Source organism: Curtobacterium sp. MCPF17_002 (assembly GCF_003234115.2).
Lineage (GTDB): Bacteria > Actinomycetota > Actinomycetes > Actinomycetales > Microbacteriaceae > Curtobacterium.
Map to the genome: position 1 here is coordinate 493,760 of NZ_CP126251.1, position 19,812 is coordinate 513,571.

Genomic DNA, 19,812 nt, shown 5'->3' on the forward strand with positions numbered 1-19,812 from the left:
TTAGCGTTGCACGGCCTCTGGTGTTTCGTCGCGAAAGAAATCGAGCTCGGTGCGAGTGAAGCCGGCGACGCCGCTGCGGCGCCACTGCTTCCGAGCGCGTGCGATGGTGGGGATGCGTGCTGGTGCGACGCTCTCGTCGCGTTCGTAGGTGCTCATCAGCTCTCCTGTCTCCCGGTCTTCCTCGCCCCGCGTTCGACGGTAACGACGGCCGGGAGGGTTGTCCGAAGACTGCGTCCAGCGGAGAAACGGTGGCAGCGCCCTGCGGCGGCGGTGGCTGTGAGGCCGATGCGGCTGGTTCGTACGAATCGGAGCGTCTGTACCAGCGTCTGATGGGTGGGGTTTGGTGGGTGCATGAAGTACATCCACTACAACGGGACCACGATCCTGACCGGCGACGAGATCGCCGACGCCGTGGCGGAGTACGCGGCTGTTCTGGGCGCGAACGGCCGCACCGATACGGTGCATGTGCCAACAGCCGACGCGCACGGGCAGCTCATTCGCGCAACGCTCCTGATCGGGCCCGCCAGCCAGATCGTGCTGGAACCCGCACCGGAGGATGAGCTCGAGCCGGAATCGCCAGAGTTTGTTGAGCAGCTGCGGCGAGGCGCCCGATCGGCCGGCTCAGCACAGCCCGTGCACGCGGAGGGTGACGACGTCCTCGGAGCTGACTCCGAAGCCCCGGCGACCACCGAGCGCTAACAGTCCTCTCGGTCCGCTCCTGCTCCCCTTTTCCGGGGGCGACTGCGGGTGCTGACCTCAGCCTGCTATCGAGCCCGGGTACGGTGACGAGTACCGCTGCTAGACCCGGCCGTCACGTTGGCGGGGTGCGAAGGGTGTGGCGCGGGTATTCGCCGAACCGCTCGGTGTAGGCGCCGGAGAATCGGCCTACGTGCCCGAAGCCCCACCGCCGGGCCACGTCCGCAACGGAAACCGTTCCCGGTTCGGCTGCCTGCAGTTCATGGTGCACACGGTCAAGGCGCGTGTCACGCAGGTACGTCATCGGTGACTCGCCGAGCTCCCGCTGGAACGTTTCCTGAAGACCACGCACACTGAGACCCGCCGCGTCCGCGATATCCCCGACCGAAAGGGGCTCGTGAGCGTGGTCGTGGAGAAAGGCAGTTGCTAGCCTGACGCGGCTGTTGCGCGCCAGGTCGGTCTCGCCATTCAGCGTGCCCCCACGCAACGGATACATGCCCAGGAAGGCCCGGGCAGCGTCTCGCTGCGCATCGTGCCAGCTCTGTGAACTGGATCCGCCGATGCGGAACGCTTCGAGCGCCCGACTGAGGGAGCTATGCCACCGCCCGATCGCGGAAAGCTCCGGCGGGGCCTGAACGTCGAATGTCAGCGACGGTTCCGAACCGGACTGCTCCGCCGCGACGTCGAGGAGAAGGTCCTCGTGTATGTGCACGAGGCGCTGGTCTGGGTCTTCGTACTCGATGCGGAAGCGACGGCCGACCGGGCACAGTGTCGGTGCGGCGCCGGGCTGCAACGGGACCTCGTCCCGACCGTCGCCGATACGGCCCGTGCCTCGTTGCAGCCACTGCACGACGATGTCGGATCCAGTCGCGGCGGTGCCGCTGAGGTACCCGTGCATTTGGAAGCGGCGCACGCTGAGCTGCTCATCGCCTACCGCGACGTACTTATACGTGAATCGGTCGTCGAGCGGACGGCAGTACCAATCCGATCCCGCATACAGCGGCCCGAGCGTCCGGACCGCGTCACCGGTGTCGTGACCGAACGCAGAAAACAGCGCTCCCGCGTTCTGCTGATCCTCAGGGTCCTGCATGCCACCAGCATGCCCAACACGATTTGACCAGCACCAAGCTCTCTATCCCCCACTACCTTCGGCGCGCGGATCGGCCCAGATCAGCTTGCCGGCATCCAACGTGAAGGGCTGGTCTTGACCGTGTCGTTCGGTGAGGCGAGCGTCAGCGAAGGACGCGGAGGTGCGGAGTCTCCTCGCCCTCGTCCTCGTCCTCGGTATCAGTGTTGTGATCCTCGACGACGTACTAACCTGGACGACCGCCGATCGAAACGATCAGGATGCAACCACCGGGATGTACCGGTAAACGATCCGCTACGGGCGTCGACGTTGGCGAAGATCCACGTCAGCACGGCAGTCTTGACGCCCGTACCTGCACGGTGAGGATGTCCGCCTGTCCCCTCTTCATGCGGAGCAGTCCCGGAGACTGCTTGGGCATGTATTTATGCGACTGCTTCATGCTTGTCCTGTGGGCGCGCGGCGGTTGAGCGGTCCGGTTCTGGCGTCGTATCTTGCTGGCCATGATCGCTGCCGTACCGGGCGGTCCGAACAACCGGATCGCGCCTGATGAATATGAGTGGGTTGTCGAGTTCCTTGACGATCCTGCCGAGCCGCTGAGCTCGAGTGTTCCTCCGCATGCGGGGGAGACAGCGAACCGGCGGTAGGTCGTTTCAGGCGAGGTCGCTGAGGTCGGATCCCCTACGCTCGGGCCGGAACGCGATTGCCCAGCGCCGAGAGTCCATCGCTGGCTCCTCTCCGGTCCCGTACCACGCCCTGTTAGGTGTTTGGCTAGCGCATTCATCACCGGTGGTGCCGGCTGGCCGGTCAAACAACGGGCCCGGCAACAGGACGTGTCGCAGCCCGAAGCGCCACCCTGCGTCCGAGCTCCTCAGGCGACGCCGCTGAGGTCGGCGCCGCGGTGGATAACGTCATCGGCCAGTTCACGCATCCCACGGCCGGCCCCGCCGGCACCGCGGCGGAGGAGCTGGAATGCTTCGTCGATACGGACACCACGCCGGTACGCGAGCGCGCCTTTCGCCTGCTCGACGAGTACTCGCGCCTCGAGCGCATCCGCGATCTGCTCGTCGAGACTGTGAAGCCGTCCACGCTCACGCTGTCGAACCAACGCGGCCGACGCGGCGTCGGCGAGCAGTTGGATGAGGACCACGTCGCGATCGTCGTGTCCATTCGTGTGGTCGGCGAAGATGCAGAGCGAGCCGATGGTCGCCTCCCGCAAACGAATCGGTTCCGCGAACGTGCCCCGCAGGCCGCGCTCGCGCATCGTGTCCACAAATGTCGGCCACGCCGTCTCGTGTGTCGAAACGTCGGGGACGTCGATGGTCTTGCCCGTCCGGTAGCAGTCCAGGCAGGACCCCTCGTTCGTGCCGAGCTGCGCCTCTTCAGCATCACTGCTGCGTTCACTGGTGGACGCGATCACATGCAGCGTCCCGGTCTGGTCGGCGAGAACGACCCCCGCTTCCGTTGCTGAGGTGAGTTCGACGCACGCGGCGATGAGGCGGTCCATCGCGTCGAGGACCTCCAGATCCGGGGACAGGACACTGCGAAGCGCTCCGGTGAGGTGCTCAAATCGGTCCTGTCCGTCATGCTCCGATGCCCTCGTCATGATGTGACCTTACGGACGAGTGGATGCTGCGTTCCTCAGCTGTGACCGGATCGCGCCGGGAGCGCTGTACCGACCGAACCGCCTGGTGAGGCAAGCCACCTTCTCGACGCGCCACGTCCCCTCGGTGGCCTGCCTGCCGGACTGTGTCCTACAACCCAAGGCTTGGTCACGTCGGTGCTCGGATGGTCGAGGAGCGCGATGCTGTGCTGGCGCGCATCTATGAGGGCGGAGCGTCACACGGAGCGCGCGCTGCTGGTTCCCTCGGGTGGAAGCGGCGATGCGAGCAGGGACGCAGATAACCGCTGCGATTCCGGCGGGCCGGAGTTGAGCACACCCCTCTTCCGGCTCGTTCCCGCGCCAACTTGGTTACGGAAGACGCGACGGCACGTAGTAGTGCTGCTCACCGCCGGGCGCCGGACGAGCCCGGGTGGTCCAGTAGATGATTGGCTACCGGGATGGATCGACAGGCGGGTGTCCCGCCAACAGCACGACGCCGATGGCGGCTAGGTGAAGGCACCGCTGAGGACGGCGTCGGTGCCCATCGTGATTTCGCGGACGAACTCGTCGTCGTCGGGTTCGAGCTGGTCTTCCGAAGCGGAGGCTGCCAGTAGTGGCACTGCCGGGCCGAGCAGGATCGAGATGACGTCGGAGCAGCCGAACCGGTCGAACGTCGGAACTGTGATGACGTCGGCAAGTCGACTGGTCGCGAGTGCAGCACAGTACGAGAGGGCATCTCCGGCCGCGGCGTCACTCGTGAGGATGCGTGTGCCCGCGCTTGACCATCCGGATACGATGCAGTCCGCTCTATCCGAGTGTCGAGCGTGAGATCCCGACTCGGATTAGGTGCCGAGGGACCGGTCGTACCGCGCTGCTGCGCCGGGGAACTCGACGGCCGGTGTGCGAGAGTGCCGAAATGGTGAAAACAGGCACTGGCGATGACGGCCCTCCCGTTCTCGGGGTGGCAGGAATCGGCCGGATGGGGACCCCTATCGCTGGGTTGCTCAGCCGCCACTTTCGCCTCGGCGCCTTCGACGTCATTCCCGCCCGACGCGACGCTGTTACCGGCAGTCAGTGGCACCCCTCATTGACCGCCCTGGCCGATGCTTCGGATGTCCTCGTGACAGTCCTGCCCGGGCCGGGCGAAGTCCGCACTTGCATGCTCGAAACCCTTCCAGCGCTTCGCCCCGGATCGCTGTGGCTCGATCTCACCTCCGGCGACCCGAACCTTACCGCCCAGCTCGCGGACGAGGCGGAGCGGCGCAACGTCGCCGTGGTATCAGCCCCCATGGGCGGCTCCGTCGCCGAGGCTGCGGCCGGGAACCTGGTCTTCTACGTCAGCGGGCACGACGACGCTGTCGAGCGCGCGGCTCCGATCCTCGAAACACTTTCCGGTCCGGACGGTGTTCACCGGGCGGGCACGAGAGCTGAGGACGGCCAGATTGTCAAGCTCCTCGCCAACGGGCTCTGGTTCGCCAACGCCCTCGCCGCCTCCGAGGCGATGCTCATCGGACAAGCCCTCGGTCTGGGTGCCGCTGGCCTGCACAAACTGCTGCGGGACAGCGCCGGCGGCAGCCGATTCCTGGACGACCACCTCGGTCGACTCCTCGACGGCGACTACCTCACCACCTTCGGCATCGACCGAATCGTGGAGGAACTCGGCACCATCCACAGCATGAGCCGGACAGCAAACGTTGCGACCCCGATGCTCGACGCGTCAGCGCGTCTCCACCGAGCAGCGCTTGAACGGTATGGCCCTGAGCTCGGCGAACTCCTCGCCGTGAAGCTCCTCGAAGAACAAGCCGGACGACAGCTTCGCAACTGAGGCCATCATGAGCACGGCAGGATCCGGCTCACATCGCTAGATTGTCTAGTGAAGATGGCGTTCTCGGCCTACGCTCACGCTGGTGGACTCGAGCGAGTGCGGAGGCGGGATGACGATCGACACGGCCCGGACGACCAACCTGCAGGGGGTCGAGGACCACGCCCCCGGGGTTCGTATTGAAGCCGCCGGAAGCAGCCCGGAAGCCGCTGTGGTCAATCTCGCTGGCCTGTACGCAGGCCGCCACTGGGCTGCTCGGACCACCGAACGCCGTTTCTCCTACCGGCACACTGCTCTCGGCGATGGCGATCTAACGCTCCGCCGGTCCCGGATCGACGGGTTCATTCGCGGGTCCATCCCACCCTCCGACGAGTACATCGTGCAGTGGCTCACCGCCGGCCGCGGCATCCCGGACGTTGCCCAAGACCGTGTACCGATGGCCGGGGATGTGCCGATGCTGTTCCCAACGGCGCGGGAGTTCGTGTTCGAGTACGAGGACTACGACCAACGCATCGTGCACATGTCAAGGCGGCTCGTGCACGAGGTAGCGGACGAGCTGTTCCACACCGGCGACGTCCCGGACCTCGGCCTTGATCACCTCCGGACGCTGGACGCAGGCGCTGTGACGCGTTGGCGGAACGGCTTGGCACTGCTCTCGCACGAGCTGCAAGCTGGCGGCGTTGACACGCTGCTCTGGCACAACCTCACCCGAGCCTCCGCGGCGGCGTTCCTGAGGATGTACCCGCCGACGGTGAGCACGCTGCCTCCCGCGGTGCTCCTGCCCGGCCGGGACCGGCTTCGTGCAGCGGTCGAGTACATCCACGAGCACGCGGCCGAGCCAATGGGCGTCTCCGTGATCGCTCGAGCTGCCGGGCTGAGCGTTCGAGGGGTCCAGGAAACGTTCCAGAGGAACCTCGGTCAAACGCCGATGCGATACCTGCAGACGGTGCGCCTCGACCGGGTCCGACGAGAACTGCAACAGCTGAACCCCACGGCAGACGCTGTGGGATCGGTCGCCCGACGGTGGGGATTCGCGCACGTCGGCCGGTTCTCCGCCGCGTACAAAACCGCTTTCGGCGAATACCCACACACCACCCTGCGGAACTGACCGGCAGGGCAGCGGCTGCTTGCACCGGTTGGTATCCCTGACGCCGTTCCGTGAGCCTCGTCCGTGCAAGCGTGGGGAGCACCCGTGCAAAGGCCGCGGGCAGTCGATTCGCCGCAGCATCTGCAGGGCCAGTGCCACCAACTTGCTGCCGGAGTGGCCAGTACAGCTCACGCCACGGAAGAGCTCGGGCGCGCAACTGGACGGAGTCTCACCGGCTCAGTCGTTGATTAGTACCCATGAAGTACATCCACTACAACGGGCAGCCGACAATGGTCGCAGACGACGTTGCGGATGCGGTGATCGAGTACGCCGCTGTCCTTGGTTCGAACAACAGGACCGACACCATCGACGTCCCCACCTTCGATGAGACCGGTCAACCCGCCGTCGAGACGCTGCTGGTTGGACCGGCAAGCCAGATCACGATCAGTCCGGCTCCGGAGGATGAGCTCGAAGACGACCACGAGGGCTTCGTGCAACATCTTCGGGAACTCGCTGCCGCTGCAGGACCGGCACGCCCCGTCCACGAGGACCGAAACGTCAGCGCCAGCGATCCCAAGCGGTAGATCCGCGAACACAACACGAGGGGCTATCGTCTGCGACAGGTGACCGAGCCCCTGGCCGCCGGAACGATTTCATCGTCCGATGCCGATTGGAATCCGTCATGCAACCGAGTAACACTCCACCGCCCGCGCAGCGCCTTTCGTCGACGAGCGGCGTGAACTTGCTGTGGAGCGTCCTTGGAACCGACAGCTGGGAAGCGCACGACGGGATCCTGCTCGTCGGCAGCGTCGAACGCACGTCTCGGTACTCCCCGGAATACGCCGTCCGGCTCGCTGACGGCGTCCTGACCGGCAGCCACACAAGTCTCGAGAGCGCGCAGGCGCAACTCGGCGGGTGGGCACGCTGGCAGAGCCAATTCCCACGGTCACCGACGGCATAGGAGAGGCCTTCTGCTGTCGTAGTGCGCAAGGGCGCATCGGTGCGCGTGTAGCGTCCTGCGCATGCATACCGGTGGCGCGCTTCGTGCCCTGCTTGAACGGCTGGTCGTATTGGGAGACCCCGCAGCGGATGTCTGCGGTGCGCTGTTCCGCGCGGTGACCGCCGCCACCGACCTCGCTTCAGCAGCCGGCGCAGGGGCGGTTCTCGCAGACACGGGCGAGGTGCTGCACGTCATCGCGTCATCGAGCGAGCGCACCAGTGACGTCGAGGAAGCTGAGCTGGGCATCGTGCAGGGGCCGTGCCTTGAGGCGTACCGTTCCGGCGGTCTCGTCGACGTCCCCGACTTCGCATCGCGAGCGGATGACTGGCCGGACGTGTTCCGGATCGCGCAGGAGCGCGGCTTCGGGGGCGTGTACGCCGTCCCTCTCAACCTCCGGGGCCGCACCATCGGAACGATCTGCGCTTTCTCTCCCCAAGGCGCGGCCTTCACCGACACGGATGCCAGCTTGCTGCACGTCATCGCGGACACCGCGGTGGCTGCCGTCGCGCAGCGAATCGTCCTCCAGGGCCGGACACTCGATGAGCTCATCGAGCTCGCCCTCGAGCAGCGTGACCGGATCGAACAAGCAAAGGGGGCGCTCTCCTACCGTCGAAGCGTGCCCATCGACCACGCGTTCCGCATCCGGCACGCGGGAGCACAACGTGCGGGGCTCTCCCTCGCCCGGACGGCGCACCAGGTCATCACCGAAGGCCACACGCTCTAAGTACCACCCTCGTCCTTACCTTCCCCAACGCGGAGGCGCCGGGCTACCATCACCCCGAGATTCGGTTAGAGCTTGCTCCTGGGTCTCCGGCTCGCCGTCCGCTCGCGGTAAGGCCGCGGTGGTGGTGCCGACGTCTTGGGAGACGCCGGCGCCACCGCCCGGTCTGCTCACACCCGTGTAAGCAGCGGCGCTCGGTGTCGGTGTTCTCGCTTCGCTCCGCGTCATCAGGAGGTAGTTTGATCTGCCACCCTGGATCGCTCGGTAGACCGTCGAGCGGGCGACACCAAGGACCTCGGCAATCTCGCTCGTCGCGTGCATGCCGGCACGATGCAGCGCAACCAGGTCATTCTCCAGCGGAATGGAGCGCTTTGGCTTCTTACCGCAGAGCTGGCCTGCCGCCCTCACGATAACGCGATGTACCCTCTCCGCACTGAACCTCCTGGAACCCCTTACACGAGGGTTGGACAGTGAGCGGGGTGGCGGCTACGAACCAAAGCCAACATCAGTACCGCTGTCCGAACGGGAACGGGCGGGCATGGGTGTGGGCCGTTCCGGATGAAATCGGAACGGCCCACCGGTTTCCCGTCACCACTCCAGGAGATCACGAGCAACAGCTCGTCGGTGATCCGCCCGTTCAGGGGTGGGCGGAGGTGTCAGCGCTTGAGGGTTAGTTCGAGCGGCCGTTGACGTCGCGACGGTCATCGTCGTTCCAGTCGGGCTTGCGGACACCGGACTTGGCGATGCCGCGGCTGACGATGTAGGCCGCCGTCACGATTGCGACGTACAGCCAGGCCTGGTCCGCGCCGAAGCCGGTGTGGCCCTCGTCCGCGTTGTCGACGACCGCGGACGCGATGAGGATCGCGATCGAGACGACCAGCCAGGCGTAGAACTCGGTGGTCTTCAGCGCGGACTTGGTCTCGTTCCAGGTAGCGCGGACGACCGAGTCGTGCCGTGCGGGATTTCCTGCCGTGTTCGACATAGTCACTCCTTCTGCTCTCTGCCACCGCATCCCGGTGGCGTCATGACCACCACGGTTGTCTCGCTCCGCTGATTACTCGCTCAGTTTCGATTCCCAGGGACCAGGGTGGACGATGCATACACGCAACAAGGACAAAAGGTGGTGGCGCAGTGGACAACGAACACGGACCCGGCACACCTTCGCACCTGTACGCCGGGCGGCCGGGCAGCGCCGCTGGGGCTGCCGCGATCGCCAGCCTGCAAGCCCTCAGCGACACCGTGCACGACGCCGACGAGCAGGCGCTACGCGCATTGCGGATGCTGCCCATCGACGCGCTCGCGCTGCAGCACCTCGTGCAAGCCGACCGAGACGGCCGGATGCTGAACGCCACACAGCTCGCCCGAGCCCTCCGCCTCTCGACCGCAGGAATCACCAAGCTCATCGACCGGCTCGCCCGAGCCGGCCGCGTGGAACGCCGCCCGAACCCGAAAGACCGCCGCGGCATCATCATCATCCCCGCCCCCACCGCCGAACGAGACCTCGCGCGTGCCTACGGGCACATCCACGCCCCCCTCATCGCCGTCATCGACGAGCTCACCGACGAAGAAGCCGCCACCATCGACCGGTTCGCCAACCGCCTCAGCCAAGCACTCCGCACCGAACTCGACTCCGCGGCCCCCACCCCCGACAGCTGACTGCATGGCCGACCGGCGCAATCTCGTCGGGCCCGCGGTTCGGGGTGTCCATGCGCCAGCATCTTTCGTTGCGCGAAAAGTACATACTCGTAGACCTTCAGTTGCGGAAACTGTTCAGAGTGTGAAGGATGTTGCTGTCCGGGCGCAGATGACCGGGAACCGAGCAAGCAGAGGGTGGCGAGGAAGATGCACAGCACGTATCAGGGGATGCCGCAGACGATGCGCGTCGGGGGGATGCACCGCCGGTTTGGTCTGACCGATCCCACGATCATCGAAACCTACGCTGCACGTCGAGCGGAGGACCCGACGCTCCTCAGTGAGGGCACCGGTCCCTCCTACGCTGACTTCTTCGTGGGGCCTGCGCTCTAGGATCAAGCCACTAACTCTGGATCTGATGAGGGACTTGCCGTGCCGTTGACTGTTGTCCGCCGTGAACACATGCACCTCTACGCGCGGGAACCCCGCTCGAGGGCGGCGAAGAACGCGGTCGAGGCGCTCCTGCGGCTGCAGCACGCGGAAGAGCAGCAACTCGAGCAGGCCCGGAAGGAGTCAGGGCTCACGAAGAACGAGTTCCACGCGGTCCGGTACATGCTCCAAGCCCACCGCGACGGCCGCCTCATGGGCCCGAAGGACCTCGCAGTGATGCTCAACGTCTCCAACGCGTCCGTGACGAAGATCGTCGACGGACTCGTCAAGAAGGGTGACTTCGTCCGCGCACCGCACCCCACCGATCGACGCGCACAAGTGCTCGAACCGACGGTGCAGGCGGCGCGGAAGATCGACGACGCCTACGCCCGCTACCACCGGGCCGTGGTCGAAGTCATCGACCACCTTCCCAAAGAAGACAACGACGTCCTCACCCGGACCCTGGAACAAGTCACCAACGCCCTGACCGCAACGGACCCGGCAGGGGCGTTTGAGGACGAATACGTCGTCGAAGACGAGGACGCCACCGACGACGAGCAACCCCCGAACCTGCGCATCCTCGCCTAAACAGGCCGCCCATCACGGTTGACCGTCAATGAGACGGCGAGTCCGCGACGCAACGAACACGCCTTCGCTCGTCGCGTTGCTGAAACTGCACGGCGGATGGCCGTCGAGCTGCTCGACCTCGGGCGGGGAAACGCTCAGGCGGGCAGAACACAACCCGGATGCGAACCGCCCGCCTAAGCACCCCACCCCCTGAGCTGGTGAAGCACGCTCACCGTAACTCAATGTCAGCACATATGGCAGGGGGCAGTGGTTGGTTGCCAAGTGTGGGTGCCGCTGCCGGTTCGGGTCACGGCGGCGACACCCACACACAGCCGACGCTCCCTGATCGGTACGTCGCTGGTAACGGGCCCCAGCGCATCATTGCGGCTACAGGCAGGCGGTTGAACACTGCCGGGACTTCAGGTCAATGTCGGGGTCCGCGAGGGGTGGCGAGGTCTACGAGCACTTGATCTTGGACGCACTGACCGTCCACACCACGCTGCCGTGAGCGCGTCGGTGCCGTGGTCTCGATCCACGGCACCGGGCACAATCAAGCAGACACAAGGGCAACGGTGCTTGCGCGAACTGACTCCAGCTGCGCTGCTTGCGAGATGTTGAGGTACCGGTAGCTCTGCGGCGGTTCGACGGCGACGTGGGCGCGAAGTTCCGCGAGGGACACGGGGCGCGTCCAGGTGGAGGGAGTGTCCACCTCGATGATGGCCGCGTGCTCAACGCCGTGGAGGTAAGCGTCGAGGTAGCGGCGGTCGATGCCGATCATGCGCTTGAACCGATCCCAGACGGTCTGACGTGGAACTCGATGCACTGCCGAAGTGCGCAGCGTTCCGATGACCTGCTTGGACGGCGAGCTAGCGTAGACGTAAAGGGTTGTGCCGACGGCGATTGCCGGGAACCGACGGCGCACCTCGGCGGTCTTCGTGCCGGCAAGGAGGGCGTCGGCGAACTCGGGCCGTACTGACAGGAGCACGCTTCGGTCGGTGCTCATCGTGCCTCCAGGAGTTGCGTTGTCATCAGGTCATCGAAGTAGCCACTCGGAACTTCTCGGATGGTGAGGAAGTTCCCACGGACGTTGTGGGCGCTGTTCAAGGCGGCGACGTCGCTCCTGCCGAGTTCTCGGGGGAGGAGTTCAGTGTCCTCGAACCGTACGACATGAACCTCCCCGGCATCGTTCGCCATGGCGCGGATCTCTGACAGAGAGAGCACGCCAAGTTCTCGGTAGACGGCGTGCGCTTCCGCTGCTGGGAGTATCTCGGACCCGATGAGGCGAGATGTTGCGACCATTCGGCGAGTGCGGGAGAGCTTGTCGGCCGTCACGTACCAGAGCAGGCGGGTTGGTGCGGTCAGCGCCGGCCCGGCTGGGGTGTGGAAGTAGACGTGCTGCCGAAGGATTCCGAGAGTGGTGCGCCGAAGTTGCAGCAATGTGTCGCCGGCGTACCCGAGGAGTGTCTCCGCGTATCGGGGACGGATTGGCACGACCGCTGCCGGCGTGCCGGTACCGGTGATGGCAAGCGGGTAATGGATCCGCTCACGATCCGCTGCTTCCTGCGGGAGGAGCGACGGGTGGTTTTCGAACCCAGTACGGGGCTCCGCCGTCCATCCGCTTGAGTTGGCAGCGTAACCATCTTCGCGAAGCGCTTCCCCGACGACTTCCTGCACAGTGTCTTCGACAATCACCGTCGTGCATCCCAGCCGTACCGCCTCTCGCCGCAGGTAACGGGTGAGCTGGAGTGCGACGGTGAGGGCTTGCGGCCCAGGGGCGACTCGAAGGAGCGGCACGTACAGCGAATCGTGGTCTGGTCGGTATGCCAGTAGAGCCCATGGTGTGTGTCCGTCGGAGAGGACTTGCACTTGGGTGGTGTCCGGATGGCTTCGCTCGTTGGCGATGCGCTGCAGCAGGCTTCTGCCGCGTTCCCCAGTGTGGTGGTTGGTGAACGCGTTCTGCAGCGTGGTTCCGTCGAGCCGGTCGAGCGGTTCCCAATCGAGGTCGACGGAGCTGATCAGCCGGGGCACGAACGACGGTTGTCCGACGCCGCTCCGGGTCCGACCGATCAGCACGTGCGGTCGGATCGCTTCTACGCCGAAGTCAGCGAGCAGCCAGTCAGCCGTTCGCTCGATCAGGGTGTCGTCATTCGTGACGAAATACGCTGCTTCTGCTCGGATGGCGTCAGCAAGGTGCAGGAGGTCTTCACTGATGGACGCGTCCTGGGCGATTGCCGTAGCGAGTCGCTTGGCAAGGTCGTGCTCGAGCGCTTCGTCGTCGGGGCGTGTGGTGCGTAGGCGCACCCAGTGCTGCGAACCGGTGCGGAGCGCAGCGCGCTGAACCGGGTCGATCGTACGGCTGAACTCCTGGTCGAGTTGCACGGACACTGCGTAGTCGATCTTCTGTTGCATCCAGTCAGCAAGCAAGCCGGCGGATTCCTGTGCTCGTGCCCGAGGTACGTGTGGTGCGCTGCAGAGGTCACTGACGACATTGGCGTCAAGCACGGCGAGCGGAAGCTTGGAAGCAAGCAGCGCAGCTTCCAGAAGGTCGAGCTGGCCGAGGGGGCGCCGCCACCTGGTGAGCACGGATCCGAGCTGCCGTCGGCCCGGACGTTCAGCGCGAGGCGACATTCCAAGGCGAGACCAGAACCCGTGAAGCCCGTAGTCCTCTCGACAGTCAGCGGCGAGCTCGAGCCGTTCCGGGTGATCGGCAATGACACGGTCGGTCAGCGTTCGTGCCAGTCCAGTGCCTCGCGCTGCCTCCGCGATGCAGACGTGACGAAGGGTGATCTGTCCGGTGCGCGGCAGATCGAACAGGACGTACCCGACGACGGTGTCGTCTTGAACGGCGGCGAGCACCTGCCCTGATCGGGCCCGGTCGTTGAATGCTTCGAAGGGTAGGAATCCGAGCGTCGCCGAGTTGAGCTTCCAGAGCGAGTAGACATCGTCCAGGAGGGAGCCCTCCCCGAACGCACCAGGAGATGGGTACCGAAGGTCGATCACCACGGGCGCCCCTTCCCTCACAACACGATTAGCGCTCACCTAACCATCTCTGGGGCTACGCACCTTCGAAGCGCGCCGCTGTGACAGAGGAGTCAGGGTCTCCTATTAAAGTCTCGCCGGATTGCGAAGCCTCGGACTGCGTGGGCAGACGCACGCTCGGTGAGAAGTCATCGCGGCACCCGTGCTCTCAAAGGACTGTTCTTCATCTACATCCTTGCCTGGCAGTTGCCTGCAGCTCGGAACCACAAGACGTCCTGGCGCTCCTCTATCTTCCGCGTCGGAAGCAGCGATCGTCCGTTCAAGCTGTGTGGGAACCCTGCTTCGCCGAGTCGACGGAATCTCTCTGGTGTCACGGAGGCTGTCGCCTTGCGCGGAAGCGACACGATTCGTGGCATAGAGACAAGATCTGAGGGCGACCGACAAGCGGCGGCCCCAAGGAGCCCCGGCGAACCGTGAGAACATCCCCTTGGAACGCCATCGTGATGGTTTTCGACCTCGATGACACGGATCGCAGCCAACGTCAGCGCTTCCGTCGGCTGCGCTCCCTCGGGTCCGACGAGCTTTGAGGACGACCCAAGGTGCTGGTTGAAGCACGCTCGGGTCGCCGCCGCGGTACTTCGTCTTGCCCGTGCGCGAGCCGAAGATCGTCGGGGACCGGGTGCACCTCGACCTGTGCGGCGAGGACGCCACAGCCGAGGTCCGCTCGTCGCGCTTGATGCTCCGAGTCCCCGGGATGGACGACGACGACGGATCCGAGCAAAACGAGGTCTGCGCGCCGCGAGGCGGCCTTGCTCGGGGTTCAACCTGCCGTCCTGCGCGGCGTTGGAGAGCTCAACCTGGTGCGTGTTTCCGGGGCTGGAGTCTCAACTACTTCGAGAGAAGTCGCATCTGGGTTGAGAAACGACACGGGCGGCCCTTCGTGGTACCGAGCGAGTGACGGGAATCGAACCCGCGCTACCAGCTTGGGAAGCTGGAGTTCTACCATTGAACTACACTCGCGCACCCGCTCAGCGGGACGACGCAAGCCTAGCGGATTCTCTGCTGGATGCGAGCCGAGCGCCGGCCGGACGACCACCGGACGCCGCTTGCCGGAGGTGATCCGCGCCTCCAGGCCGTCGCACCGCTGGCCGTCTGCCGGAGCCGAGTACCCGCTGTGAGCCCGCCCGTCTGACGGACAGGTGTCGCCCCCGTGTGTACCGTCCAGGTGGATCGAGCGACCCCGAACCGAGGAGGACCCGGATGGTCAGGCATCCCCTCATCGACGACGTGGTCGGACCGGCCATCGTGGTCCGATCAGCTTCGCCGGTGGTGTGGCTGACCGATGCGTTCTCATCGCTGCTCCGTCGGGCGTCCGAGTCCGGACGCATGGTCGTGCTCCGCACCGGGCGCGAAGCGGCACTCACCCCCGCGCTCCGGCACGCGCTCGGCGCACACGGTGCCGCGTGGGTCGTCACCGACTTCGACGGCACCCTGCGAGACGGCCGTACCGGTGTCGCCGCCACGAGCATCGAGGACGTCGTCCACCGTGGCCCGGAACTCGTCGGGACACCGTCCCCGGAGCACCCCGTGGCGATCGACTCCGTCCGCCAGATCAGCATTGACCTCACGCTGCGGCACCACGCGGGCCGCGCGATCGACATCGGCTCAGCGATCGAAGCCCTCTGCGAGACCGTCGGCACGTGCCCGACCCGCTGGGGGACCGCCGAACCGCTCACCGTGCCGTGGGACCGCTGGGTCGTCACCCAGTACGCGAAGCACGAGGCCCCCGCGATCTCGACCTCGTACGCCGTGGGCGAGGGGTTCTCCGCGACCATGACCGCGCACCTGCTGGACGGGGTCGTCGTGGAGACGATGTCCGCCGTCCTCACCATCCCCGAGGACGGCGCGGACCCGGCGCTCGCATCGAAGCTCCTCGACGCCGTCCACCGTGTGGCCGACGACGTCGAACCGGTGTTCGGCGTCGTGATGCAGCGCCGCGGCGACGCCGACCACCTCGTCCGCGCGGTGTCGCACGGGGAACCGTCCCCGCTCGCCGTCGTGGTGGGACCCGAGGCGTCCGAGTTCCTCGACCGCGACGGGGTCTGGCCGCCACCGCGCACGACCACCACGACGTTCGGCGGCGGCGGACTCGTCGTGCGGTTCGACGACGGGTGGGAAGCGCTCGAGGCCTTCCTCGACCGCATCGACGAGGACCGCTTCCTGCAGCTCGTCGGCGGCGCACCGCTCGACCCCGCGCACGACGAGGGCACGCTCGACGGACACGTGGGCGGTGGGCACGGCGGCAGTGGGCGCGGCGGCAGCGGGCATGGCGGCGGCGGCTACGTCGGCGGCACCGGTTCGCCCGTGATGGGTGGCCAGGGTGCCCCGTGACGTGACCCTGCTCTGCCGAGAACCCGTCGAGACCCGCGACGTCGCCGAGGCCCTGCTGCTGCACGACGAGTCCTGGGGCGTCCGGGCACTCGACGACGGTCCGATGGTGCAGGTCTGTCGCGACGCCACGCACCCGGTCATCACGGTGCTCGGGGTCCGGCGGGTGGACTCCCTCGACGAGGTCGAACGCATCCTGCCCGACGCCCCGACGCTCTCCACGCCGCTGTGGTGGGTGGACACGGTGACCCCGGCCGGCGCCGACGGCGAGTCCGGGATCACGGCTGCGCTCGAGGCCGCGATGGACCTCGACGCGGTCTGCATCGTCCACGGGGACTGAGCGCGGCCGCGCCGCCTCGCCGCGCCGCCTCGCACGGTGCGAGGTCGTGCGCGTCCCGTGCGGGGTTCCGTCCTCGGTGCGACGGCCTCGACCCCGCACGGAGTACGGAACCTCGCACCGAACGGCACAACGCGCCGCGCCCCGCGCCCCGCGCCGCGCGGCGCCCGCGCCCGCCTCAGTCGCGGTCGTGCATCGCCGCGAGCTGCTCGTTGTACGCCTTGAGGTCCGCGTCGCCGTCGCGCTCGGCCTTCCGGTCGAGGCGCTTCGCATCGCGGGTGTCCGACTTCACCCAGTTCCGCACCACGAGCAGCGCGACGAACACCATCGGCAGCTCGGAGGCGCCCCAGGCGATCCCGCCGCCGGTGTGCTGGTCGTCGAGGAGCGCGGCGTCGTTGGTCTGACCGAGCGCGTGGAACCAGTCGAGCGCAAACACCGACTGCGAGGTCATCACGGCGACGCCGAAGAACGCGTGGAAGGCCAGGGTCGCGAGCAGCGCGATGATGAGGATCGGGTACTCCGGCCGCTTCGGACCCGGGTCGACGCCGATGAACACCCAGAAGAACAGGTAGCCGCTGAACACGAAGTGCACGACCATCGCGACGTGCCACTCGTGCGACTGCATCGCGTACTGGTAGGCGGGCGTGAAGTAGAACACGACGAGGGAGCCCGCGAAGATCACCCCGGCGACGGCGGGCTTCGCGAGGAACTGCATGTACCGCGAGTGCGTGAAGAGCATGAGCCACTCGCGGGCTCCGCGGGACCCGTCGTTCCGGACCGGCAGGGTGCGGAGCGCGAGCAGCACCGGGCCGCCGAGGACGAGGGGCAGCGGCACGAACATCATGAGCAGCATGTGCTGGAGCATGTGCGACGAGAAGTGGATCATGCCGTACACGGCGGGCCCGGCCGAGGTCGTCCAGATGAACAGCGCGCACCCGAGCAGCCACGCGATGGTCCGCCCGACGGGCCACTTGTCCCCGCGCTTCCGCAGCTTGCGGACGGCGAGCAGGTACCAGCCGGCACCGACCACGGCCAGCGCGAGCCACACCCAGTCGATGTGCCACTGCGTCAGGTAGGTCTGCACGGTCTGCGCCGGCGGGTACGGGAAACCGATGAGCCCGGAGCGGGTGTCCTCACCGGTCGCCGGCGTCTGCGGGATGGGCGGCTGCGACCGGGAGACGGCGACCGAGACCCCGATGGCGACGGCCATGAAGACGATCTCGGCGAGGGCGAAGCGCACGAAGAGCCTGCGGTCGAGCGGTGCGCGGAGCAGCCCGGGCACGATCCGGCGACGCTGGACGACCCCGGCGAGCCCGAGCAGCACGAGGAGCGCGGCCTTGACGGTGATGAGCCAGCCGTACGTGGTCGTGAAGAGGTCGAGCGGCCCGGTCAGCCGGAGAGACGCGTTGACGATGCCGGAGAACGCGACCGCCGCGAACGCCCACCCGGCGAGCGTCGAGTACCGCGAGACGACCCGGCCGGTGGCGCCCTTCAAGCGGGTGCGCAGGACCAGCACGGCGACGAGGCCGCCCGCCCACACGCACACCGCGACGAGGTGCACGGCGAGCGAGTTCACCGCGTTCGCGTGCTCGAGCGACCCGGCGGCGTGCCCGGACAGCGCGAGGGGGAGGAGCGCGAAGAGCCCGGCGACGGTGGCCACGGCGAGCGTCGTCACCCGGGTGGCGAACGCCGCGACGACGGTCGCGAGGAGGATCGCGACCGCCGAGACGACGAGCGCCTGCCCGATCTCGACCTGGAACGCGAAGAGCATGAAGTTGCGCGCGAACACCGGGCTGGTGAGCGGCACCCCGAGGGTGTTCGCCCCGGTGAGGACGATGCTGACGACCGCGGCGAGGAACCAGACCGCGCCGGTGACGGCGGCCCACCGCGACGCCCGGTGCTGGACGCTCGACATCGCGCCGTGGTCCTTCTTCTGCGCGGGCAGTGCGAACGCCGCGACCACGAGCAGCCCGATGGTCAGGGCCGCCATGGTGTCGTGGACGACTCGTGCGACGGGCAGGCCGTACTCGACCAGGTCGCCGGCGGACACCAGCTGCTGGTTCGCGCTGAACGCTCCGGTGAGCGTCATCCCGAGGATCGAGCAGGCGACCGCGAGCGGGACGGCGATGACGAGGACCGTCGCGACGGTGGACGTGCGCGCGGTGACGGGCGCGGATTCCGGTGCCGCGCCTCCAGGCTGAGTTGCGGTGGGGGTGACGGTCATGACCGTCCCATGGTAGGCGTCCTGACTGGAGGCGCGGCGCGAGTCGCCGGATCCGGCTGCGGTCCGCTTCAGGGTCGCGTCGTCAGACGCGGCGCTCCCAGATCCCCTCGCTGCCCACCCCGACGAACCCGACCGCCTCGTTGACGTCGAGCATCGGCCGGTTCTCCTCCGCGTTGAAGGTGATGATCGACGGGTGCCCGGGGTGGTCCTGCTCGATCCGCTCGATCCCCGCCACCTTGAGCAGCCAGCCGAGCCGGTGTCCGCGGTGCTCCCGGAGGACGAGCGTGTCGCCCTGCATCACGGGCTGGCCGACGGCGTCCGGTACGGCCAGCTGCGTGAAACCGGCCAGCGTGGTGCTCTCCACGTGCTCGACCGCCACCGTGACCATGGTCCGGGGGGAGCGTTCCCGCAGCTCCTCGTGTTCCCGCAGGCGCTCGAGGGTCCAGACGTCCTCGGGCTCCTCCATGTCACCCTCCGGCGCGTCCGTGCTCATCCGGGTCTCGAGGAGCGCGATGCCCTCCTGCCACGCGGTCGGCGTGCGACCCGTCCACGCGTGCAGGCGGTACCCCGGGCCCGCGGCGGTCGAGGCGCGTTCGTGCAGCGTCTGCACGACGGAGCGGTCGGCGGGCAACGACAGGCGGCTGATGCGGTTGACCTGGCCGAAGCGCCAGCCGCGGCCGGTCAGGAACCGGACGGCCGCCTCGTCCTCCGGCACGGCGCCGAAGCCGGTCGGCGCCGGTCGGTACCCGTGCCCGGACGCTGGCCCGACCTGCCGGGAGGGCGCGTACGTCTTCCACTGCGTCCGACCCGCGGCTCGCGCGAGGTCTTCGAGGTGGTCGGCGACCAGGGTCCCGATCCCGTTCCGTTGGTGGTCCGGGGCGACGCTGATCGAGATCCAGCAGTTCGGGGTGCCCGGCGCCTGCTTCGAGTCGTAGGCCCCCGCGGCGACGACCGTTCCGGTGGACGATCGGGCGACGAAGAGCCGGCTCGGACCCTCCGGGTCGAGGAGGTAGGGGAGCTGTTCCTCCGGGGACCAGAGGAGTTCGGGCAGCCCGGTGACGGCCACCTCGGCGGCGTTCTGCACCGCGACCCACTCCCGGAAGGCCTGCACGACGGCCGGGTCGTCGGTCATCGTCCGGGGGACGTCGATCTCGTGCACGGCGTACGTGGTCATGTCCAGCCTCCCGGCGGTGTCCCGCTGCCCGACGCTGGGCAGCCTCGCAGCATACCGGCGCGGGTGCGG

18 protein-coding genes and 1 tRNA gene are annotated in these 19,812 nt (G+C 67.2%); 9 read left to right on the top strand and 10 right to left on the bottom strand.

Features of this window, described 5'->3' with window-relative positions; genetic code table 11:
* Positions 1-156, bottom strand: a complete 156-nt coding sequence (locus tag DEJ28_RS02420) for a hypothetical protein (RefSeq protein ID WP_181433780.1) — start codon at positions 154-156, stop codon at positions 1-3.
* A gap of 195 nt (positions 157-351) precedes the next feature.
* Here DEJ28_RS02420 and DEJ28_RS02425 point away from each other — a divergent pair, with 195 nt between their 5' ends.
* Positions 352-699 (top strand): hypothetical protein, encoded by a 348-nt coding sequence (locus DEJ28_RS02425; protein WP_111116521.1) that lies wholly within the window; start codon positions 352-354, stop codon positions 697-699.
* A 112-nt stretch (positions 700-811) separates the two neighbouring features.
* On the opposite strand, the gene DEJ28_RS02430 is transcribed toward DEJ28_RS02425, so the two are convergent.
* A complete protein-coding gene (locus DEJ28_RS02430; protein ID WP_220034645.1) occupies positions 812-1,786 on the bottom strand; it encodes a helix-turn-helix transcriptional regulator in 975 nt (324 codons plus the stop codon).
* An 865-nt stretch (positions 1,787-2,651) separates the two neighbouring features.
* The gene (locus DEJ28_RS02435) at positions 2,652-3,386 is read right to left on the bottom strand and encodes a GAF and ANTAR domain-containing protein (RefSeq protein WP_111116522.1); all 735 of its coding nucleotides are present in this window, start codon (positions 3,384-3,386) and stop codon (positions 2,652-2,654) included.
* 913 nt (positions 3,387-4,299) lie between these two features.
* On the opposite strand from DEJ28_RS02435, the gene DEJ28_RS02440 reads away from it, so the two are divergent.
* The 4 genes from DEJ28_RS02440 (at position 4,300) to DEJ28_RS02455 (ending at position 8,016) form a co-directional block, all read left to right on the top strand.
* Positions 4,300-5,208 (top strand): NAD(P)-dependent oxidoreductase, encoded by a 909-nt coding sequence (locus tag DEJ28_RS02440; protein ID WP_146248882.1) that lies wholly within the window; start codon positions 4,300-4,302, stop codon positions 5,206-5,208.
* Between the two features lie 82 nt (positions 5,209-5,290).
* Entirely contained in the window at positions 5,291-6,313 is a 1,023-nt protein-coding gene (locus DEJ28_RS02445) for an AraC family transcriptional regulator (protein ID WP_146248883.1), read from the top strand.
* Positions 6,314-6,549: 236 nt separating this feature from the next.
* Positions 6,550-6,876: a hypothetical protein gene (locus DEJ28_RS02450; protein WP_111116525.1), complete on the top strand. Its 327-nt coding sequence runs from the start codon at positions 6,550-6,552 to the stop codon at positions 6,874-6,876.
* A gap of 438 nt (positions 6,877-7,314) precedes the next feature.
* Positions 7,315-8,016: a GAF and ANTAR domain-containing protein gene (locus DEJ28_RS02455; protein WP_111116527.1), complete on the top strand. Its 702-nt coding sequence runs from the start codon at positions 7,315-7,317 to the stop codon at positions 8,014-8,016.
* Between the two features lie 15 nt (positions 8,017-8,031).
* Here the strand turns inward: DEJ28_RS02455 and DEJ28_RS02460 are convergent, their stop codons facing one another.
* Complete coding sequence (locus DEJ28_RS02460) at positions 8,032-8,421, bottom strand: helix-turn-helix domain-containing protein (protein ID WP_258368157.1); 390 nt, start codon at positions 8,419-8,421, stop codon at positions 8,032-8,034.
* Between the two features lie 262 nt (positions 8,422-8,683).
* Entirely contained in the window at positions 8,684-8,995 is a 312-nt protein-coding gene (locus DEJ28_RS02465; RefSeq protein WP_111116529.1) for a hypothetical protein, read from the bottom strand.
* Positions 8,996-9,144: 149 nt separating this feature from the next.
* Here DEJ28_RS02465 and DEJ28_RS02470 point away from each other — a divergent pair, with 149 nt between their 5' ends.
* On the top strand, positions 9,145-9,669 hold the full coding sequence (locus tag DEJ28_RS02470; RefSeq protein ID WP_111116530.1) for a MarR family winged helix-turn-helix transcriptional regulator: 525 nt from the start codon (positions 9,145-9,147) through the stop codon (positions 9,667-9,669).
* 408 nt (positions 9,670-10,077) lie between these two features.
* Positions 10,078-10,662: a MarR family winged helix-turn-helix transcriptional regulator gene (locus DEJ28_RS02475; protein WP_146248884.1), complete on the top strand. Its 585-nt coding sequence runs from the start codon at positions 10,078-10,080 to the stop codon at positions 10,660-10,662.
* Between the two features lie 529 nt (positions 10,663-11,191).
* Here the strand turns inward: DEJ28_RS02475 and DEJ28_RS02480 are convergent.
* The 3 genes from DEJ28_RS02480 to DEJ28_RS02490 all read right to left on the bottom strand — a co-directional run bounded on the left by DEJ28_RS02480 (position 11,192) and on the right by DEJ28_RS02490 (position 14,640).
* Positions 11,192-11,644 carry an ASCH domain-containing protein gene (locus DEJ28_RS02480; RefSeq protein ID WP_111116533.1) on the bottom strand — a complete coding sequence of 151 codons (453 nt, stop codon included), beginning with the start codon at positions 11,642-11,644 and terminating at the stop codon, positions 11,192-11,194.
* Complete coding sequence (locus DEJ28_RS02485; protein WP_146248885.1) at positions 11,641-13,644, bottom strand: GNAT family N-acetyltransferase; 2,004 nt, start codon at positions 13,642-13,644, stop codon at positions 11,641-11,643. Before DEJ28_RS02485 ends, DEJ28_RS02480 begins: the two co-directional genes overlap by 4 nt.
* Before the next feature lie 925 nt (positions 13,645-14,569).
* Positions 14,570-14,640 (bottom strand) — tRNA-Gly (locus DEJ28_RS02490).
* A gap of 240 nt (positions 14,641-14,880) precedes the next feature.
* Here DEJ28_RS02490 and DEJ28_RS02495 point away from each other — a divergent pair.
* The gene (locus DEJ28_RS02495) at positions 14,881-16,011 is read left to right on the top strand and encodes a DUF6177 family protein (RefSeq protein WP_111116536.1); all 1,131 of its coding nucleotides are present in this window, start codon (positions 14,881-14,883) and stop codon (positions 16,009-16,011) included.
* The gene (locus DEJ28_RS02500) at positions 16,001-16,348 is read left to right on the top strand and encodes a hypothetical protein (RefSeq protein ID WP_111116537.1); all 348 of its coding nucleotides are present in this window, start codon (positions 16,001-16,003) and stop codon (positions 16,346-16,348) included. Before DEJ28_RS02495 ends, DEJ28_RS02500 begins: the two co-directional genes overlap by 11 nt.
* A gap of 175 nt (positions 16,349-16,523) precedes the next feature.
* Here DEJ28_RS02500 and DEJ28_RS02505 read toward each other — a convergent pair whose 3' ends face one another.
* The gene (locus DEJ28_RS02505; protein WP_111116538.1) at positions 16,524-18,569 is read right to left on the bottom strand and encodes a bifunctional copper resistance protein CopD/cytochrome c oxidase assembly protein; all 2,046 of its coding nucleotides are present in this window, start codon (positions 18,567-18,569) and stop codon (positions 16,524-16,526) included.
* Between the two features lie 82 nt (positions 18,570-18,651).
* Positions 18,652-19,743, bottom strand: coding sequence for a GNAT family N-acetyltransferase (locus DEJ28_RS02510; RefSeq protein ID WP_181433782.1), 1,092 nt, complete (start codon positions 19,741-19,743; stop codon positions 18,652-18,654).
* Positions 19,744-19,812: the final 69 nt, after the last annotated feature.

What these genes read in the sequence shown, in the direction of transcription:
- DEJ28_RS02420 (WP_181433780.1), bottom strand. Translation starts at nt 156, where the DNA reads ATGAGCACCTACGAACGCGACGAGAGCGTCGCACCAGCACGCATCCCC.
- DEJ28_RS02425 (WP_111116521.1), top strand. Translation starts at nt 352, where the DNA reads ATGAAGTACATCCACTACAACGGGACCACGATCCTGACCGGCGACGAG.
- DEJ28_RS02430 (WP_220034645.1), bottom strand. Translation starts at nt 1,786, where the DNA reads ATGCAGGACCCTGAGGATCAGCAGAACGCGGGAGCGCTGTTTTCTGCG.
- DEJ28_RS02435 (WP_111116522.1), bottom strand. Translation starts at nt 3,386, where the DNA reads ATGACGAGGGCATCGGAGCATGACGGACAGGACCGATTTGAGCACCTC.
- DEJ28_RS02440 (WP_146248882.1), top strand. Translation starts at nt 4,300, where the DNA reads ATGGTGAAAACAGGCACTGGCGATGACGGCCCTCCCGTTCTCGGGGTG.
- DEJ28_RS02450 (WP_111116525.1), top strand. Translation starts at nt 6,550, where the DNA reads ATGAAGTACATCCACTACAACGGGCAGCCGACAATGGTCGCAGACGAC.
- DEJ28_RS02455 (WP_111116527.1), top strand. Translation starts at nt 7,315, where the DNA reads ATGCATACCGGTGGCGCGCTTCGTGCCCTGCTTGAACGGCTGGTCGTA.
- DEJ28_RS02465 (WP_111116529.1), bottom strand. Translation starts at nt 8,995, where the DNA reads ATGTCGAACACGGCAGGAAATCCCGCACGGCACGACTCGGTCGTCCGC.
- DEJ28_RS02480 (WP_111116533.1), bottom strand. Translation starts at nt 11,644, where the DNA reads ATGAGCACCGACCGAAGCGTGCTCCTGTCAGTACGGCCCGAGTTCGCC.
- DEJ28_RS02495 (WP_111116536.1), top strand. Translation starts at nt 14,881, where the DNA reads ATGGTCAGGCATCCCCTCATCGACGACGTGGTCGGACCGGCCATCGTG.
- DEJ28_RS02505 (WP_111116538.1), bottom strand. Translation starts at nt 18,569, where the DNA reads ATGACCGTCACCCCCACCGCAACTCAGCCTGGAGGCGCGGCACCGGAA.
- DEJ28_RS02510 (WP_181433782.1), bottom strand. Translation starts at nt 19,743, where the DNA reads ATGACCACGTACGCCGTGCACGAGATCGACGTCCCCCGGACGATGACC.